Source organism: Saprospira grandis DSM 2844, from assembly GCF_000275825.1.
Lineage (GTDB): Bacteria > Bacteroidota > Bacteroidia > Chitinophagales > Saprospiraceae > Saprospira > Saprospira grandis_A.
The window spans coordinates 3,926,173-3,944,752 of record NZ_JH719942.1; the positions used below are offsets into that span (position 1 = coordinate 3,926,173).

Below are 18,580 nucleotides of genomic sequence, written 5' to 3' on the forward strand. Positions count from 1 at the left end.
AGAAAACCCATAGAAGAGTGCTTCTTTTATGGGTTTTCTTTATTTTGGACCTAGATCTATTTCGTTTCAAATTTCGTATTAGAAAAGGGCTATCAGGCTCTACAGGGCGCGAAGCGCCCGCAGGCTGAGGGATGGAAAGCAGTGGCCCGAAGGGCCAGACCCAGGCGGCGAAGCCGCCGCAGGGCCGAGCAGACCTGCGAGCTGCGACACAGCCCGACCCGACCAAAGGGAGGGGCAGCCCCCAAAAAAACATAGAAAACATAAGCTTATGCGACAGGTATACCTATTTATATTTCTTTTGACGGTGCTTTTGCCTTTGCAGGCTCAGGTTGATTTGGGGGCAGACCAGCCGCTTTGTCCTGCTAGTAGTTTGACCTTAGATGCGGGCAATTCGGGCAGTAGTTATTTGTGGAATACCGGAGCGACAACGCAGAGCATTGTCGTGAATAACCCGGGCATTTATTGGGTGGATGTAGATGCGGGTTCGGGTCCTGTTCGAGATAGCATAGAGCTTTTGGCCGTGGCGCCTTTGTCGGGACCAACATATTTGCAAGATACTACAGCTTGTGTGGGGAGTCCATTATTATTTTTGGGAGATCCTTTGGCGGCCTATCAGTTTTGGTCTAGCCCTTTAGGAGGAATTTTGGGCGAGGGAGATAGTTTGTCTATGCCCTTACAGCAAGAGGACAGTTTGTATTGGAATGCCTATGCGAGCAGTTTGCAATATAGCCGAGGGGAGCAGCAAAGAGGAACTACTTCACAGGCGGGATTTTATGCAACAGGCAGTTATCGGGGGATCCGTTTTGATGCCAAGGAGGCCTTTGTTTTGCAATCGGTAGAAGTAGAATTTAATGGAAGTTATACGGGCCAAGTTAGCTTATTGGATGCTTCTGGGCAGAGTTTGGCTAGCTATGCGATACAGACCGTTGGGGCTGGCGTATTTGTTTTGCCCTTAAACTTTTCGGTACCGCAGGCCAATGGCTTAGAGTTGCGCTTGACGGGTAGTGGAGGGCAGCCCTATATGGAATATCCCTACTCGAATTGGGGGAATCATGATTATGAAGAATTAAGTTTATTGGCGGGAACGCCCTACTCGACCGTTTATAGTTGTTTTTATAATTGGCAGATAGAGCGTTTTGCTTGTTTGGAGCAGCAAGGGGTTGTTTTGGGTAGTTTGTATACGCCTAGTACCAACTTTCCGGAAGATACCCTAAGTTGTGGCAGTTCTGTTTTCTTGGATGCGACGAATGCAGGGCCAACAATTTATAACTGGAGCAATGGAGCGACTACGGCTAGTATTTTAGTGGGGAGTACACAGCAAGTTAGTTTGAGTATGACCGATAGCAGCGGAAGCTGTAGTTTTACGGATAGTATTTATGTAGAGGTGTTGCAACCACAGGGGATATTTACCAACTTTACAGATAGTACGGCTTGTTTGGGCCAGCCTCTACTCTTGGAAGCTTATAATGCTGCTAATACTACCTTTTGGCGTAGGCAGGCTGATGATAGTCTATTGGCCTTGGGCAGTAGTTATAGCTTGACCGTAAGCGGGGCCGATAGTGTTTATGCACAAAGTTTTGGTGGCTATGAAATCTTGAGTCGGGGAGAAGCGCAGCGAGGAACGACTTCACAGGCCAACTTTTACAACCTAGGCAACTATCGGGGCATTGTCTTTAATGCCTTGACTGATTTTTATTTGGAGTCGGTAGAACTAGACTTTAATGCGGGTTTTCAGGGCGAGCTACAATTGCGCTCGTCTTCGGGGCAGGTTTTGGCCAGTCATCCTTTTAGTGCAGCCAATGCGGGTAGTTATACTATTTTGCTCAATTTTACGGTGCCTGCGGGCAATGGGCTAGAATTGCGTTTAGTAGGGGCAGGGGGACAGCTCTATATGGAATTCCCTTATAGCAATTGGTCCAATTTACAGTATCCAGAACTAGAATTTGTAACAGGAACTCCTTATGGGACTGTTTATGCAGGCTTTTACAACTGGAAAATTCGGGACTTCAAATGTGAAGAGCGGGCTTTGGTTCATTGGGACGCGGCTTATACACCCATAGTTGATTTTCCGACAGATACCATTAGCTGTGGGGCCGATGTTTTATTGGATGCGAGCAATGCGGGGCCAACAATTTACAGCTGGAGCGATGGCAGCCAACAACCGCAGCTTTTGGTTAGTAATAGTGGTCCTTATGCCATTGACTTAGTAGATAGCACCGGCGCTTGTGCTAGCCGAGACAGTATCTATGTCAATATTGTTGCTCCTTTGGGGGCCAGCAGCTCTATAAACGACAGCAGCATTTGTGTGGGGCAAGAAATAAGCTTTTTGGCTCAATCAGCAGGCAGCCATCGTTTTTGGAGAGACTTTAACGGACAGCTTTTAGCCACTACAGATAGTCTATCTTTGCTGGTACAACAAACAGATAGCTTTTACTTGCAAGCTTTTGGCGCTTATACGTTGAACACTAGAGGTGAAACACAAAGAAATACAACTACGCAGGCGGGTTATTATAATGTGGGCAATTATCGGGGGCTTCGTTTTAATGCCTTGACCGACTTCTACTTAGAGTCTGTAGAAATAGATCTTAATGCTCCTTTTAGTGGTAGCGTACAGCTACTAGATGCCTCGGGGCAAATTTTGGCTACAGCCACCGTTAATGCCACAGCTGCGGGAACCCTAGAACAACCCCTTAACTTTGTGGTTCCAGCGGCCAATGATTTAGAGTTGCGTTTAGTGGGAACTGGCGGGCAGGTCTTTGTCGAATTCCCCTACTCTAATTGGTCTAGTTTGCAGTATGCCGACTTGGAAATACAAGGAGGAACTCCTTTTTCTACAGTTTATAACTGCTTCTATAATTGGCAGCTTAGAGACTACTTCTGTGAAGAACGGGATACAGTAAATATTGAAGCCTTAGCCACCCCAACTTTTGATTTTCCTCAAGATAGTTTGGTTTGTGGACAGCAAATTACCTTAGATATGAGCTACCTTTCTGCGGCTAGCTATAACTGGAGTAATGGTAGCAATTCGCCAACTATTCAGCTCACACAATCTCAAAATATAGAACTGTCAGCGACTATAGGAAGTTGTAGTTACCAAGATAGTATGCAGCTCTATATTGTAGATACCGTTGCTTTCCAATTGAATGATACGGTTTCTTGTGGTGGCGACTTAACCTTAGCCGCCGATGGAGATAGCTCGGGCATTTACCTTTGGTGGGATGCCGCTCAAGCTGGGCAGTTTTTGCATGAAGGACAAAACTATACTACAACTTTGTACGATAGTAGCCAGTTTTTTGTAGAAGCCTATGCCAAGTTTCCAGAGATGCTCATAGCAGGTTTTATACAGAATAATAATACCACCCAAGGCGATTATTTTATCTTGCCTTCTGACCGTAGAGGAATTCGTTTTGATGTGACTGAGGATGTTTACCTAGAAACAGTTGATTTTTATGCCAATGGTCTAGTTAATGGCCGAGTACTAATTTTGGACTCTAATGGTCAACATATTTATGAGCAGTTTTATAACTTCAATCATTTTGGCGCGCTTACCATTGATATAAACGTATTTTTGAGACAGGGGACCGGCTACCAAATCCTTTTTGAAAAATATACAGGTACAGGCGCACTTTATGCAGATTACCCTACTAGCTTTCCATTAGATTATGGCACTATTCAAATGCAAGAAGGTGTTCCTTTTGAACAGGTCTATTACTATTTCTATAACTGGAAACTGAGCGAACTGAGCTGCCCTGGCCAAAGACAAGCTATGAATGTAGATGTCCTTCCAACAATTAACACCAACTGGGGGAGAGACTCTACAGCCTGCGGAAATAGCCTAACCCTAGATCTTAGCTACCCTAATGCTAGTTATCTATGGTCTGACGGAAGTGTGACCCCAACAATTACACTTAGTCAAAGTGATACGGTTTGGGTCCAAGCACAAATAGGAAGCTGTACCACCGAAGATACCTTGATTATTTATCTAACCAACCCCCCTAGCTTTAATCAGTTGCCCAATGACACCACAGTCTGTGCCTCTGGAATCGATATTTTTGCAAGCAGTACAGGCTATACCCAAATTTGGTATGCCGATTCTATCGGACAGCAAATTTTGGGCTACGGTGATAGCTTGCACCTAACCGTTACAGATAGTCAAACAGTTTGGCTAGAGGGAGTAGACTTTATGCATTCTTCTCAATTTTATGGATGGCAAGAGTTCCCTACCCTAAATGGCTCTTATGAAGAAATTGGCAACTCCTTCTATCCCGAAAGAGGACTCTTCTTTGACGCCCAAGAACCCCTGCTGCTCGATCAGTTTTCCGTTTTTGCAGACTCTAGCGCAGAAGTCGAAATTGTACTGCTAGATCGTTTTGGCTATAGCCTGTATCGCCAAAATTATAATTTGCAGTTAGGAGAAAATATAATCAGCCCCCAATGGTTTGTACCTCAAGCTAATGGTTATCGACTAACTATCCGGATGATTTGGGGGAAAGGTATTTATACCATAAATAGTTTCTCTTACCCGCTAACTACCAATGCCTTAACTATTCAATCTGGATACCCACTAGCTTTAGGAACTTCTTACCCCGCCTTCTTCCGATGGGAAATTAGCCGCCTAGCTTGTGCCACTAACCGTATCCCCGTTCAAGTTAATGTGCCCGAAAAACCAATCATTAGCATGCCTTCTGATACCGCTATCTGTGGATCTGCCAATAACTTAGCACTTACTGCCACAACAACGAACCCCAATTATCAATACCAATGGAGTATGGGCGATACAAGCAATCAAGTTCAGCTTAACCAAGCCGGTAGCTATAGCGTTACCGTGACCAATATGGGCCTTTGCGAAAGCCGAAAAAGCTTTGACCTGCAGCTGCTTTCGCCCCCCTTGCCTTATTTTGCCAGCGATAGTAGTATCTGTAGCTCTAGAACACTAGATATGTTGGCTCCGCCCAACAATGGAATCCTACAATGGCAAAATAGTCAGTCGGTGGCCTTCTTAGGGGCTCCATATACCGCCTATATAGATAGTAGCCAAAGCTTTATTATCCAAAATCAAGCAAAAGCCTATACCAGATTAGGCGAACAAATGGCCCCCAATCCACAAAACCTTAACCAATATCAACCCTTTATCTTACCAAATACCTTTAATACTTTTCAAGCTGCTTTACTCGACTCTGTAGCCGTCTATGCCGCTACAGCCCCAACTACGGTCGAACTGCTCCTCCGTGATGCAAATAATCAGGAAATAGCCCGGAAAAGCTTTACTATTCAACAGGCACAAACTAAGGTGTTCCTAGCCGCAAATTTCTTTATTCCTGCCGGTAATGACTATCGCCTAGAATTAGTTGGCTTAAGTACCGACTTCTTGATCCAAGAAGATTTAAATTATCCTATTAGCTCTAGTGCCCATGTGGCAGAGTTGAACGGGACAACTTTACCCAGCCTAAGCTATAGCCCTTTCTTCGATTGGCATTTTGGCTATGGCATGACAAGCTGTGCCGCAAACCAAACCGATAGCTTTAGCGTAAATGTACGCCTGCCTTCTGTTTTAGCCGATAGCTTGTTTAGCTGCGATACCGCAGTACTCGATGCTAGCTTTGCTCAAGCCCAATCTTATCACTGGAATACCGGCGATACAACAGCAAGCATTATCGCCGATACAACAGGCCTTTATTATTTGAGTATGGATGCTGGAAATGGCTGCCAAACTAATGACTCTATCTTCTTTCAGCTACCAGAACCTCTCGAATTACCCGCCAATGGTCCTCTTTGTACCGATGAACTTAGTAGTAATTATAGTGACCATATGGCCCAAAGCTTTAGCTGGTCTACTGGCGATACAACGAGCCAGATTATTCCCCCAAGCCCCGGAAATTATAGCCTGAGTTTGATCGATAACTTTGGTTGCCAGCTCTCTGATTCTATCTTTATTAGCCAGTTGGCTAACCAACCCTATGTGAATTTAGGCTCTCTATTGCCTATCTGCGATAACCGCTTACTCGATGCAGGTTTTGGTAATCAAGGCTATAGCTATAGTTGGTCTACTGGCGATACCAGCCAAACCGTCCTCGCTAGTTCTGCCGGCGTCTATGAAGTCACGGTAACCGCCCCAACAGGCTGTAGCGGACAAGATTCGGTCATCTTATATCAAGATAGCCTGCCTACCGCCAACTTTAGCTATACGGTCAGCGGTACTTCAGTGAGCTTTAGCAATTTGTCGGTCAATCAAACAAGCCAAGTTTGGTATTTTGGCGATAGTACCGCCACCAGCTTTGGCAGCCCCTTCCATTTTTACCCAGATACAGGCTGCTATGAGGTTCGCCTCTATGCCTACAACGACTGCGGTTCGGATACAATTATTCAGGCTTTGCCTGTGGGGGTAGATCCCGCAACTTGCCAGCTCGGCACGGCAACGCTTCCCCTAGCCCAAGTTTATCAAGAACTGCAGCTTTTTCCCAATCCCTCTTCAGGACAGCTAAATGTGCAGCTCAAAGCCACTCCCTTATCAAATGGCGAACTCCGGATTTATAATTTATCTGGACAGTTGCTAAAACAGGCCAATTGGCCCGCAGGGCAACAGCAACAGCAGCTGACACTAGAAGATTGGCCCAATGGCCTTTACTTACTAGAGCTTCATCTGCAAGGCGAAAGCTGGCGAAAACGATTTGTCTTAAGACACTAAATGAAGAAAGCCTCCAACTATTTTAGCTGGGGGCTTTTTTATGCTTTTTTGGGGCCTGCCGCCTTCGGCGGCCGGGCCCTTGCCGGGCTCGCAGGTCTGCTCGGCCCTTCGCTTTTTTCGCTCTGCTCAAAAAACTCGGTCTGCCGCTTCGCGGCACCCTTTCAGGCCCCTAGGCCGACGGGCCTTCGGCCCTTTTTACTGTAGGTTGAAACCTACAGTAAGCATGGTATTGCTTCGCAATGACTTATGAATGAGGGCTAAAACCCCTCATGAATTTAACTTCTCGGCCATCCTTTGATAAGAATTTTAGGCTAGTCAAGGCATAGTCGTAGCGCTTACTGCTTTTTCTTTTTTGGCTTTTGTTGCAAAAAACTATCAAAAAAACGATCATAAATAGCTAGTTGCTGCCCATTTTTGCTACTCTCTTCGGTTTGTTGGAGTACATAGAGGTAGTTGCCGCCCAAAAATACGAGGACAAGAAAGAAAACCAGAAGTACATGTTCTCCAAAAATAAATAAAACAAATGGTCCACAAAAAATAAAGGTCTTAAAGGCCGCCCGTTTTACCCAACGCCAATAGCTTTTTTTTGGCGAGCTCCAATATAAGCCCAGCAAAAACTTGCCAAAAGTAGCTTTCATAGGGCTGGTCTCAAAGGCCCAATGATAGGCAAATACAATAGCCGTGAAAAAGGGAATCCAGTTGAGCTTTTGCCCCAAGCGATTGGTATTTAGGGCTTGGTTGTATTTTTCCGAAAAAGGGTCTAGATTAAGCTGTTGATAATAGAGCTCATATATTTCTTCTGAAAATAAATGAGCAAGGTAAATAGAGAGTACTAAACACAAAATAAGGTCTAAAAAACTAGCAACTACTCTTTTTTGTAGCTTGTCGCTCATTTCTTTGGATAAAGACATAGCTGTATTTATTAGGGTGGTAAAATGACTATTGGGCCAAAAAGAATTAGGGAGCCAAAAAGGCCAAAAGCAGGGCGGCCGCCTTCGGCTGAGGGATGGATAGCAGTGGCCCAAAGGGCCAGACCCAGCCGCCAAAGGCGGCGCAGGGCCGAGCAGACCTGCGAGCTGCGACACAGCCCGACCCGAGCGTAGCGAAGGGGCAGCCCCAAAAAAAACAGCTAGCTTTCTTGTTCCGGTAAATAAGTAAAATAGCTATTGCTCATTAGACCGTGTAGTAATTGGCCCCTAGGGTGTTCATAAATCATTTTGCTGCCAATGAGGAGAATGGCCAAGTAGATAGCGCCCGCAAAGAAAAAAAGGTCCTGATCATAAACATACATATATATCGGAATGTTGACGACGATCGCCTTGATGAATAAACGAATAGAAAACTGAATAAAAGATGGTTTTTTTCCCTTTGTAGTAACCAATATTAGCTCCCTTAGATGTTGCATAGGGCTGGCCGACCAGAGCGAAAAGGCCGTATAATGATAGGCCAAGGCCACGCCAAGTTGAACAATCCAGTAGTAGAGCCAGTAATCTTGAACCTGCAATTGTGATAGCTGTGGACTAATATCCGCTAGAATATTGACGCCCATGATGGAAAGAGTAACGATGATTATGCTATCTAGAATAAAAGCTAAAATTCGTATACTAAATTCAACCTTTTGCATAATTTGTTGGGGCTATAGTCCTCACTGGAGCTCAAGGAGGAAGTAAAGAATAAAATTTATCGCTTTTTTTTCTCTGGCAAATAGACAAAATGGCTATTGCTCAGCAATCCATGAAACATTTGGCCTTTAGGGTTTTCATAAATCATTTTGCTGCCAATGATGAGAATGGCTAGGTAAATTAGGCCAGAGAGCAGGAAATAATTGTAATTAGAAACAGTGAGGAAAAGCGGAACATTGATGATCAGGGCTTTGAGAAATAGGCGAAAAAGAAATACCCAAACCGATAACTTTTGCTCCTGAGCATTGACTAATTTTATGCGAGTTAGCCGCTGGGCGGGGCTAGCGCTCCAAACCGACCAAGAAACATAATGGTAGCTTAGAGCTAGGGCCAGTTGGATGATCCACCAGTAGAGCCAGTCCATTGAGGGGAGTAAGGCTTCTATCTGTTGGCCAAGAGTAATATAAGGATGCAGCCGGATTTGCCCTAAAATGCCAATAACAATAAATGAAAAGACAACAATGACAATGCTGTCTATGATAAATGCCGTAATTCGGGGGGTAAGTTCAACTTTTTTGTTCATCGAGATTTATTTTGACGTTCCTTAAGACGCTCCGCTTCAGTTTCTTCAGCCCAAAAGTCTTCTTCTAGTCGCTCTAGAGAAATTTTGGCTTTCTTTTCTTTTTTCGCTAGGGTCCAGCCCGACCAACTATCATGAAAAAGCTGGCCCAAAGACGTCTGCCGAGCTTCATTGTAAAAAATAAATAGCATCAGCATATAATAGACGCCTACACCCAGATAAAAGCCATCCTCCAAAAAAAAGACAAAACTCATAGGAATAAGCAGCAAAAACAGAATTTTACTCCAAATATGAATATGAATACTGCCCCAAGATAAGGGCTGTTCGGCTTTTTTGCCCACCGCCTGCCAATAGAGGCCCAAAAGGCGCTGCCCAAAAGTGGCCCGCCAACTAGAACGCAGACCCATATATTGGTAGGCCATACTAAAGGCAATGAAAAAGCCAAGCGCAAAGGTGAAATCACTGCCATCGGGGGTGCCGCCCCAAATTTCAAGCAGTTTGTCCATCATCTCAACAATAAAGGGCAGCTCTTTCATCCCAATGAGTAAACCGATAATGACGGCCAGATGAATACTCGTATCTATGCCAAGGGCCAGAATACGGCGGCCAAAATGAGGGGGCGGAGTTAAGGCTTTTTTTGCCATATTGGATTTGTTGAAATTAGTTTCTGTTTGGCCCATTTATCGGAATATAAGGGGTAGCTGAGAAATAATAGCTAACGAATAAAAAAGCATAGTAAGGGATAAGGATTAAGAAAAAGTCCTTTTCTATGCAAATTAGAAGAAGAGGTAAGTTAAGGAGAAAAAGCTTATACATTAGCCTTTTGAGTAGTTGTTTTTGATTGGGCTACTCCCAAACTAAACCCAAAACTACTTTGCCTAAAGTTCGCTTAAAAACAGATTGACAAATATAACTATAGGCAATGTAAAAGCTAAGATAGAGCCCCCAATAAAGGACCAAACTCGGAAGCTTTAGGGCCGCAAAAAAAGAAATAAGGCCCAACTCTCGACTAAAAAACAAGAGCAGGGCCATAAGGAAATGATCTAATAAAAAGGCAGAGCGTCTAGCAACAAGCATTTTTTGAACTATTTTCAGTATAACATTAAGACCTTAAAGCTTTACCCAAGGTTGTAAGTTAGCCACTTTTAACCCAAAAAAGAGCGATGAGACCCTCGCCCCATAGCTCTTAAAACCAAAACTTAATCTATGCTAAGACAAACGCTTAGATAACTGCGCATAACTATAGGCCTCTAAACCCAAATAAAAAGGAAAATAAAGGATGTAGTATAGCGAAAATAAATAAGGACCTATCTCCGGAATAACCAAAAACAAGGGAAAGGGAAGAAAAGATATCACCTTGGCCGCAAATAAACTCCACTTATACCCATGCGTAATCTTATTGCTCTGACTAAGCGCCTCCGAAGGCGACAACTCTTTGTCAAGCAAAATATACAAACTCATAGAGTAACTATAAGATAAAATAAGACCCGGAATAATCGCAAATACATAGGCCGGCCCCAAAATCATGTTGTACAAACCCGCCCAAAGAAAAAATTCACCCATGTTCTTCCGATAACGACCATCAAAAATAGCAAGCGGATTCACCGCCTTACCCTTGCTCATCTCTACCGGCAAAGAAAAAAGTGCAATAGTAGTCCCTACGTTTACATACGGAATCCAAATCGTAAGCATCCATAGTAAGGAAGCCCCCAACAAAGACAAAAAGTTTTTGAGGCCCCAAACAAAACCTTTGCTCAAGAGCTGCCCCATCCCCAACTCAACCACTACAGCCGATGACTGTACATTTGATACATCTTTCATGTCTAAAAATTTAAGTTTATTGAATAAGATGTAACAAGTATAAGTCTTAATTTTTATTAACGCAAGTTGTGAACGCATTTTTTTCATATATTTTTTAGGTTAATTGTGTTTTGGACCTTTTGAGATGGGCTTGCGTTTTCAAACTGACTTTATTTTTTTAGCTTTGCAACCCAATCTACTGGGTTCAAAAAAACAATCTTATGCGACTCTATTTTCCGCTATTTTTTATTTTCCTTTCCTTAGGGCATTCGCTTTGGGCCCAAAAGGAAGAGCAAGAGGGCAGTCTGCCCGCCGCCTTCCTGATCGATATCAATTATGCTTTTCATCTGCCCGAGGGCGATATGAAGGCCGATTATTATCAAAGCAATAGCGCCGGGGGACAACTGGCCTACCTCAGCTCCAAAAACTGGATTTTTGGCCTCTCCGGCCAGGTCATTTTTGCCGATCGAGTGAAAACCGATGTTCTGGCGCCCTTGCGCGAGGCCAATGGCCAACTGATTAGCCTTTATGGCGATATGGGCCTAACGCAACTAGGCCAAAGGGGCTTTATCTTTACCGGCCAAATCGGTAAGCTGATTTCACTCAATAAAAAAAACCGCCGCCACAATCTGGAGCTTCGCCTAGGCGCCGGCTATATGGAACATTGGGTGCGCATCCGCCTCATGAGCAGAGAGGAGGAACTGCCACAATTGCAGGGCGATTATCTTAATGGCTATGACCAACGCCGATCAGGCCTGAGCTTGCAGCAGTTTGTGGGCTACCGATACATGAGCCGCAACCGCATGCTCAATCTTTTTGTGGGCCTAGATTTCAATCAGGCCTTTACCACTAGCGTCCGAGGCTGGGATTACCACCTCCGCCAAGCCAATACAGAAACTCAGTTCGATATGCTCTATGGCTTGCGCGCAGGCTTCTGCATCCCCTTCTTTATCTATAATGAAAATACCCGTAGCGACGAACTGAAGTTCTATTAAGGGGGTTTGGGGCCTGCCGCCTGCGGCGGCCGGGCTGTGTCAGGGCTCGCAGGTCTGCTCGGCCCTGCAGGCTTTTTCGCTTCGCTTCAAAAGCCTTTGGTCTGCGGCTGCGCCGCCCCCTTTTCCATCCCTAGGCCTGCGGCCCTTCGGGCCTGTAGGATGGATATATATACCTGTAGGTTGAAACCTACAGCCATACAACAGCGGTATTGCTTTGCAAAAATTAACTTCTCGGCCATCCTTTGATAAAAATTTTAGGCTAGTCAAGGCATAGCTTTAGGCCCTCTCCCAAAACAAAAAATATACAATATCATGGCGCTTTTTTTCTACCGCCTAGCACTTTGGGCCTATCGACTAGCCCTACAACTGGCTAAACCTTTTGTGCCTAAGGCCAAACTATGGACCCAAGGCCGCCAAAATTGGCGAAAAAAATATGCAAAACAATTGGCCCAATTGCCCAAAAATAAAAAGCGCTATTGGTTTCATGCCGCTTCTTTAGGAGAGTTTGAACAAGGCCGCCCACTACTAGAAGCCCTCCGCGCCCAAGAACCCGAGGCCCTCATTTTACTCAGCTTTTTTTCGCCCTCAGGCTACGAAAAACAAAAAAATTATGCCCTAGCCAATTGGGTGGGCTACCTGCCCATGGATAACCCAAAAAATGCCGAAGATTTTATAGCCCTCTTGGCCCCAAATCAAGCATTTTTTGTGCGCTATGAGTTCTGGTATTTTTACCTCAAGGTTTTGGCCAAAAAAAATATCCCCGCCTACCTGGTCTCCGCCAATTTTTGGCCCGCCCTGCCATTTTTTAAGCCTTGGGGCGGCCTGTTTAGAAAAATGCTGGCCCAATATCAACAGATTTTTGTGCAAGATGAATATTCTAAAGAATTGCTGGCTAGCATCGGTTGTCCCGCTATCGTTACAGGCGATACCCGCCTAGATCGAGTGCTCAGGATTCGAGAAGAGGCCAAAAATTATCCCTCGGTCCAAGAATTTAAAGGCGAAAATAAACTTTGGGTGCTGGGCAGTAGCTGGCCCGCCGACGAGAAAATTTGTCTGCCCTTTTATCTGGACCATTTGCAGCCCAAAAACTGGAAACTGCTCATCGCTCCCCATGAAATAGGCGAGGAGCGTATCCAAAAATTACTCAATAGCTTGCCCAAAGACTTGGCTATCCGCTATTCTAGCCTGAGCGAAAAAGAATTGTCGGGCCAAGAAAAAATCTTAATCATTGATAATATTGGTATGCTCAGTAGCCTCTACCGCTATGCCAATATGGCCTATGTGGGCGGAGGCTTTGGCAAAGGGATTCATAATACACTAGAACCCGCAGTTTATCAAATTCCCCTTTTCTTTGGACCAAATCACAAAAAGTTTGTAGAAGCAACTGATTTAATTAACTTAGGCCTTGCGCAAGCTATCCGCAGCCAAGAAGAATTGGCCACCGCTTTTAATGGGATCAACTACCAACTGCTAGCCCAAAAAGCAGAGCAATATATTCAGGCACAGGCTGGCGCTAGTCAAAAAATTCTAGACTACCTCAAGCAATCAATAGAGTGAAGTGGAGCATTAAGTATATGCAAGCAGGGCTAGTACGCCTTTGGTGGGTCAATATATATCCGTTCTTTTACTGGTTTCGGCTCCCCTTGGCCGCAAGCAGTCTTTTTTTGGCCCTTTGTATTTTTACCGGGGTGCAGCTGGGCTGGTTTCGAGCCCCTTTTTCTAGCCTTTCTCCCCTGGCGGCAGTTCCCTCAAGTAGCTCCGTCGTAATTGAAATCAGCGATTGGGAAAATAGCCAAAACCGCTTGCAGGCGGCCCAATATGCCAAGGCCCTAAAAGCTATAGGCGCTAGCGAGCAGTGGGTAGATGAATTGGCCCTTTGGCAAAAAGAATTGGGCCGCCTCAAACGAGACAAACACCCCTTTGCCAAAAAACAAATCTTTACGGCTGTTCAGCTCAATGGAGCACAGTCACTTTCTTACCTCCATATTGCCGCCCAATTTCCCAAGGAGTTGCGGCCCACCCAACTAGCCGCCCAATTGAAGGTCCCAATTACCGATAAACACAGTTATCGAGGGAGCCAAATTTATCAATTGGAGCTGCCCGGCAAAAAACGCTTTAGCCTCTGCCAATACCGCTCTTTGCTCTTGTTTAGCCGAGAGTCGGCCCTGGTAGAGGCCGCCCTAGAACAACTGGGCAGCATTCGCTCTAGCCTGAGCTGGGAGCAAGATTTTCTGGCCCTACAAGATAATCGTAGCGATTCGGACCTCAGTTTTTATATCAATTTTCAAAATTTACCGCTTTTGGCCAATTTGCTTTCTGGCCAAAGTCTCCCTTTTGTCGAAAGCCTAGCCAATGATTTTAGCTGGCAGGGCTTCGATTGCCGCTTCCAAGAACAACATCTGGTGGGTAGCGGACAGCTTTATTTGGCCCAAAAAGATCCCTATTGGAACTATTTATTAAATGCGCCTAGCAATGAAAATAGCCAAATTGCCGCCTATTTGCCCGAACAACTAGCTTTTGCCCTGAGCATCAATATCTCGGCCTTTGGCGATTACTACCGCCAACAAAAAGAATTAGATCCCGATTTCTCCCGCTATATTTTGCCCTACCTAGGCCGAGAGCTGGCCTTTTTTATGCAAGAACCCGCCCAAGAAGAAGATTTACAAGCCGCTTATGCGGTGGCGATGGCCCTGCAAAATCCCTTGGAGGCCAAAGAGAAACTCAAAAAACTGGAAGGCGAAAAAGGCCTATTGGATAGTATGCAATACCAAGGGGCCGAAATTAGAAGATTGGCCACAAATGGCCTGCTAGCCCCTCTGTTCGGTGGCGAGTTCGCCCCCTTGCAAACCCCCTATTACCTCATTGCCGACAACTACCTGATTTTGGCCAATAGCCGCCGACAGCTAGAACGCTGGTGGGAGCAATACCAAAATAAAAAGATGCTGGTCCATAATCCCGTTTTTAAGGGCCAAGTAGAGCAGATGAAAAACCGCTCGACTCTCTATTTCTTGATCAATACACCCAATGCAGCCCTGCTATTCAAAAAGTTTTTGCGCAAAGATTGGCGAGATGCCTTCGATCAACGCTTTTTGGCCTTTCGCTCGCTCTACCCCATGGGCCTGCAGCTAACGGCGCATAAGGGCCATTTTCTCAGTACCTTTTCGGCTGCTACCCAAGCACTGCAAGAACAGGCCGGAGCCGAACTGCTCTGGCGAGCCGCCTTAGACAGCAGTTTGTTGATGCCACCCAGCCTTTTGCAAAACCCCAAAACTGGAAGCTATTTTATTGCCGCCCAAGATAAGGCCAAACGCCTATATCTCTTTAATAATGCAGGAGAGTTGCTCTGGAAAAAAGCCCTGGGCGAACAGCTATTGGGCCCGCCTCAATTGGTAGATTATTATAGCAACGGAAATTATCAGTTGGCGGCCAATACCAAAAGCAAGATTTATATTTGGGAAGAAGATGGCGAACTGCTCAAGGAGATTCCCTTGGTCATTCGAGCCCTAAATGCCATTATGTCCGTAGACTATGGCCGAGGATTGCGCTTTTTTGTCTCCGCCGCCGATAAAAATATTTATGGCTTCGATAAATTTGGTAAACCCCTAGAAGGCTGGAACCCCAATAGCAAAATGGGCGCCCTGCGCTTCCCCTTGCGCTATCTAGAAAAGGGCGAGAAGGATTATATTCTGGGCATGAGTGGCTCGGGCCAATTGTACTTTATGAAACGCAATGGCGACCGAAGAATGCCCACCAAAAGCTTTAAGGGCTATTATCTCGATAATTTTTATTTGGACCTAGAGCAGGAACGTATTGTGGCCGGAGCCAGCAACGGACAAATTGAAGTCTGCAATCTACAAGGCAAAAAGTTTGGCATTCCACCCCCAGAAAAAAATATGAAGGGCGTTCAATTTGCTTATGCCGATCTTTTGGGCGACCTTCGCCCCGATTTTCTGCGGCTGATGGGGCAGCAGCTCTATATTCATTATTATGATACGGCCCAAAGTCTGCAAGCAGCTCCTATATATGAATATGAAGCGCCTCAAACAGACATTTTTCCAATTCGTTTGTTGGCCCAAGAAAAAGCACTTTTGGGCAGTTATTCGGCAACAAAGGGCCAGATTTATCTAATTGATGCAACAGGGAAACTACAAAAGGGCTTTCCCCTTGCCGCCGATGGTCCCTTTGTGGTGGCCGATCTTTTTGATGACAATAATAATGTCTTGCTCTGTAGCCAAGGCAAGGAGCTCAAGGCCTATAAGTTGCGTTAGAAGATGGATTTGGGGCTTGCCCGCCCTGCGGGCGGGCCGGGCTGTGCGGCAGCTCGCTGCTCGCTCGGCCCAGCGCAAAAAAGCGAAGCTTTTTTGCTTGCTCTGGCCCTTTGGGCCACTGCCTACCATCCCTAAGCCGAGGGCCAGCCGCTTGGCCGGGCGGTCCTTGGCCCAGCGCTGCGGAGTGGGTGGCCGTAGGCCAGACCGAAGGCGAAACGAAGTGAAGCCTGAAGGGCCGAGCAGACTTGCGAGCCCCGCAGCATAGCGGCGGCCAGCAAAGCTGGCCGCGGGCCCCAAAAAAAAGAAAAAAAACGCTTGAAAAGCAAAATAAAATAGAACAAACAAAATGAAAGCATCAGGTCAAAATGTAAAGGTTTGGGACAAAGAATTTGCGCCCTTTATTTCTGCCCAGCAGATCGAGGAACGGATTGAGCAATTGGCAAGAAAAATAGAGCAGCAGTATGCCGAAACAGAACAGCCCATCGTTATTTTGGGCATCTTAAATGGCGCTTTCCGCTTTGCCTCCGATTTGGTCAAAGCCTTGAACATCCCCCTAGAAATTAGCTTTGTGAAGCTGCAATCTTATTCGGGAACCAGCTCTACGGGGCAGGTTACCGAAATGATTGGTTTGGACCTTGATTTGGCGGGCAGAGCCGTATTGATTGTAGAAGACATTGTTGATTCGGGCCGTACGCTCTACCATTTTTTGCCCAGCTTGAAGGCCAAAAACTGCCTGTCGGTGGGCCTTTGCAGCCTATTGGTCAAGCCAGATGCCATGCAATACAAACTGCCCATTGACTTTGCGGGTTTTGCCGTACCCAACGACTTTTTGCTCGGTTATGGCTTAGATTACGACAAGCGAGGCCGAGAATTAAATGATATTTATAAGGCGATAGATTAAGAAAAATGAGAATTGATATCCTTTCTGCGCAGCCCCAATTGATGGAGAGCCCTTTTGCGCATTCTATAATGAAACGGGCCCAAGAAAAGGGGCTTTTAGAGGTTGTTTTGCATGATTTGCACGACTTTTCTACCGATGAAAAATATCGCCGAATTGACGACTATCAATTTGGGGGTGGAGCGGGCATGGTCTTGACCATCGAGCCCATTCATCGGGCCATAGAGCAGTTGCGGGCCGAGCGGGAATACGAGCATATTATTTATATGACGCCCGATGGGCAAACCCTGAATCAAAAAACTTGTAACCATTTATCCTTGGCGGGTAATTTGATTATCATCTGTGGACATTACAAGGGCATTGACGAGCGGATACGCGAGCATTTTGTGACTCTAGAAATCTCTGTGGGGGATTATGTGCTTTCTGGTGGAGAATTGCCGGCTTGCATCTTGGTGGATGCCATTGGGCGTTTGTTGCCAGGCGTATTAGGCGATGAATCTTCGGCCCTCTTGGATTCTTTTCAGGATGGCATTTTGGCGCCCCCCGTATATACTCGCCCAGCCGATTATAATGGCTGGAAAGTGCCCGATATTTTGCTATCGGGCCATGAGCGAAAAATCAATGCTTGGCGAGATGAGCAAGCCTTGTTGCGGACCCAGCAGCGTCGGCCCGATTTATTGGAGGAATAGATCAGCTATGAAGTTTTTACTCAGTTTATTATTTGTTGGCTCGACTGTCCTCCTTTTTGGGCAGTCGAGACTATCTACGCCCATGGAGATCATGGCATTTATGGAGGCTTCGCCCACCCAATACCGAATCGATCAATTGTATGGGCCGCCGCCCAAGCGGGAGCGGCCTGTTTTGGCCAATGGGAACTATGTGGAGCTAGAAGACAATCGAGAGCATTTGCGAGATTATGCGGCCTTAGAAACGGAGACCCATAAGGCCCTAAAGACCAAAGCTTTGGCCCTGGCCAATCGGGAACGGCCCAAGTATAAAAAAATACGCAAGCTGTATCAGCAAATCTTAGATGATATTCCGCAGCATGCGCAGATTTTGTCCTATATGGGCGACAGCTATTATCGGCAAAAAAACTGGGAAAAAGCGCTCTTGTACTTTGACCAAGCTTTGGCCGCCAACCCTATTGATTATGTGGCCCAACGCCTAAAAGCAGAGGTTTTTTTACTGCAAAAAGATACGGCCAAGGCGGCCCAAGCCATCGCCAAGGCCCATCTATTGAATCGAAATAATAAGCTGCTCTTGCTTCGATTGAAAGAAATTTGGGCCTTAAATGGCCAAACTTATGAGTCGGCCTGGGGATTTGACCCCAAATGTTATCTAGAGCGAGAGGCCGATACCGTCAGCATTGTAGCCGATGGCGTTTGGTTGACCTATGGCATGTACAAGGCCGTTTGGTCCTATGAACCCGATTATCAGTACATCAAGTCCAGACAAGAGGTCTCTGATTTTCTCTTTCATGCGGAGTTAGAAGGGACGCTGGGCACCTTTTTGACCTATAGCGCCCTGCCCGAAAAGGGCCGAAGAATTGAGCCCGCACTAGAGGCTTTTGCCCAAGCCCTAGATGCCGATTTATTGGAAGAATACGTCTTTTATGAGGTCCTTTTGGTCGACCATCCCGCTTTGGCGGCCCACTTGACGGATGAATTTGCGGCCAAGCTTTTAGAATATATGCAAAAAGTTAGGAATCAGGACTTTGGGCGAGATTAAATTA

The 18,580-nt window shown here is 45.7% G+C and carries 13 protein-coding genes; 7 read left to right on the plus strand and 6 right to left on the minus strand.

The genetic code is table 11. The features are described 5' to 3' along the window. Window positions 1–268: 268 nt before the first annotated feature. Window positions 269–6,685: a T9SS type A sorting domain-containing protein gene (locus tag SAPGRDRAFT_RS17440; RefSeq protein ID WP_002660685.1), complete on the plus strand. Its 6,417-nt coding sequence runs from the start codon at window positions 269–271 to the stop codon at window positions 6,683–6,685. A 335-nt stretch (window positions 6,686–7,020) separates the two neighbouring features. On the opposite strand, the gene SAPGRDRAFT_RS17450 is transcribed toward SAPGRDRAFT_RS17440, so the two are convergent. The 6 genes from SAPGRDRAFT_RS17450 to SAPGRDRAFT_RS17475 form a co-directional block, all read right to left on the minus strand. Then, window positions 7,021–7,596 (minus strand): RDD family protein, encoded by a 576-nt coding sequence (locus tag SAPGRDRAFT_RS17450; protein WP_002660687.1) that lies wholly within the window; start codon window positions 7,594–7,596, stop codon window positions 7,021–7,023. 218 nt (window positions 7,597–7,814) lie between these two features. Continuing rightward, window positions 7,815–8,309 carry an RDD family protein gene (locus SAPGRDRAFT_RS17455; protein WP_002660689.1) on the minus strand — a complete coding sequence of 165 codons (495 nt, stop codon included), beginning with the start codon at window positions 8,307–8,309 and terminating at the stop codon, window positions 7,815–7,817. 56 nt (window positions 8,310–8,365) lie between these two features. After that, on the minus strand, window positions 8,366–8,890 hold the full coding sequence (locus SAPGRDRAFT_RS17460) for an RDD family protein (protein ID WP_002660691.1): 525 nt from the start codon (window positions 8,888–8,890) through the stop codon (window positions 8,366–8,368). Next, window positions 8,887–9,531: an RDD family protein gene (locus SAPGRDRAFT_RS17465; RefSeq protein WP_002660693.1), complete on the minus strand. Its 645-nt coding sequence runs from the start codon at window positions 9,529–9,531 to the stop codon at window positions 8,887–8,889. Before SAPGRDRAFT_RS17465 ends, SAPGRDRAFT_RS17460 begins: the two co-directional genes overlap by 4 nt. A gap of 202 nt (window positions 9,532–9,733) precedes the next feature. Next, complete coding sequence (locus tag SAPGRDRAFT_RS17470; RefSeq protein ID WP_002660695.1) at window positions 9,734–9,964, minus strand: hypothetical protein; 231 nt, start codon at window positions 9,962–9,964, stop codon at window positions 9,734–9,736. Between the two features lie 132 nt (window positions 9,965–10,096). Next, entirely contained in the window at window positions 10,097–10,786 is a 690-nt protein-coding gene (locus SAPGRDRAFT_RS17475) for a DUF975 family protein (protein WP_002660696.1), read from the minus strand. A 122-nt stretch (window positions 10,787–10,908) separates the two neighbouring features. Between SAPGRDRAFT_RS17475 and SAPGRDRAFT_RS17480 the strand changes: the two genes are divergently transcribed. From SAPGRDRAFT_RS17480 to SAPGRDRAFT_RS17510, 6 genes are all read left to right on the plus strand, one after another. Beyond that, a complete protein-coding gene (locus SAPGRDRAFT_RS17480) occupies window positions 10,909–11,682 on the plus strand; it encodes a hypothetical protein (protein WP_002660697.1) in 774 nt (257 codons plus the stop codon). Between the two features lie 312 nt (window positions 11,683–11,994). Continuing rightward, the gene (locus SAPGRDRAFT_RS17485; protein WP_002660698.1) at window positions 11,995–13,239 is read left to right on the plus strand and encodes a 3-deoxy-D-manno-octulosonic acid transferase; all 1,245 of its coding nucleotides are present in this window, start codon (window positions 11,995–11,997) and stop codon (window positions 13,237–13,239) included. After that, on the plus strand, window positions 13,236–15,950 hold the full coding sequence (locus SAPGRDRAFT_RS17490) for a DUF3352 domain-containing protein (protein WP_253271363.1): 2,715 nt from the start codon (window positions 13,236–13,238) through the stop codon (window positions 15,948–15,950). Before SAPGRDRAFT_RS17485 ends, SAPGRDRAFT_RS17490 begins: the two co-directional genes overlap by 4 nt. A 346-nt stretch (window positions 15,951–16,296) precedes the next feature. Further along, entirely contained in the window at window positions 16,297–16,851 is a 555-nt protein-coding gene (gene hpt, locus SAPGRDRAFT_RS17500) for a hypoxanthine phosphoribosyltransferase (RefSeq protein ID WP_002660700.1), read from the plus strand. A gap of 5 nt (window positions 16,852–16,856) precedes the next feature. Further along, window positions 16,857–17,537 carry a tRNA (guanosine(37)-N1)-methyltransferase TrmD gene (trmD, locus tag SAPGRDRAFT_RS17505; protein WP_002660701.1) on the plus strand — a complete coding sequence of 227 codons (681 nt, stop codon included), beginning with the start codon at window positions 16,857–16,859 and terminating at the stop codon, window positions 17,535–17,537. 7 nt (window positions 17,538–17,544) lie between these two features. Next, window positions 17,545–18,576 (plus strand): tetratricopeptide repeat protein, encoded by a 1,032-nt coding sequence (locus SAPGRDRAFT_RS17510; RefSeq protein WP_002660702.1) that lies wholly within the window; start codon window positions 17,545–17,547, stop codon window positions 18,574–18,576. The last annotated feature ends 4 nt before the right edge of the window (window positions 18,577–18,580 follow it).

Coding starts and splice junctions, on each gene's coding strand:
- SAPGRDRAFT_RS17470 (WP_002660695.1), bottom strand. CDS start 9,964: ATGCTTGTTGCTAGACGCTCTGCCTTTTTATTAGATCATTTCCTTATG.
- trmD (WP_002660701.1), top strand. CDS start 16,857: ATGAGAATTGATATCCTTTCTGCGCAGCCCCAATTGATGGAGAGCCCT.
- SAPGRDRAFT_RS17510 (WP_002660702.1), top strand. CDS start 17,545: ATGAAGTTTTTACTCAGTTTATTATTTGTTGGCTCGACTGTCCTCCTT.
- hpt (WP_002660700.1), top strand. CDS start 16,297: ATGAAAGCATCAGGTCAAAATGTAAAGGTTTGGGACAAAGAATTTGCG.
- SAPGRDRAFT_RS17475 (WP_002660696.1), bottom strand. CDS start 10,786: ATGCGTTCACAACTTGCGTTAATAAAAATTAAGACTTATACTTGTTAC.
- SAPGRDRAFT_RS17465 (WP_002660693.1), bottom strand. CDS start 9,531: ATGGCAAAAAAAGCCTTAACTCCGCCCCCTCATTTTGGCCGCCGTATT.
- SAPGRDRAFT_RS17450 (WP_002660687.1), bottom strand. CDS start 7,596: ATGTCTTTATCCAAAGAAATGAGCGACAAGCTACAAAAAAGAGTAGTT.
- SAPGRDRAFT_RS17480 (WP_002660697.1), top strand. CDS start 10,909: ATGCGACTCTATTTTCCGCTATTTTTTATTTTCCTTTCCTTAGGGCAT.
- SAPGRDRAFT_RS17485 (WP_002660698.1), top strand. CDS start 11,995: ATGGCGCTTTTTTTCTACCGCCTAGCACTTTGGGCCTATCGACTAGCC.
- SAPGRDRAFT_RS17460 (WP_002660691.1), bottom strand. CDS start 8,890: ATGAACAAAAAAGTTGAACTTACCCCCCGAATTACGGCATTTATCATA.
- SAPGRDRAFT_RS17455 (WP_002660689.1), bottom strand. CDS start 8,309: ATGCAAAAGGTTGAATTTAGTATACGAATTTTAGCTTTTATTCTAGAT.
- SAPGRDRAFT_RS17440 (WP_002660685.1), top strand. CDS start 269: ATGCGACAGGTATACCTATTTATATTTCTTTTGACGGTGCTTTTGCCT.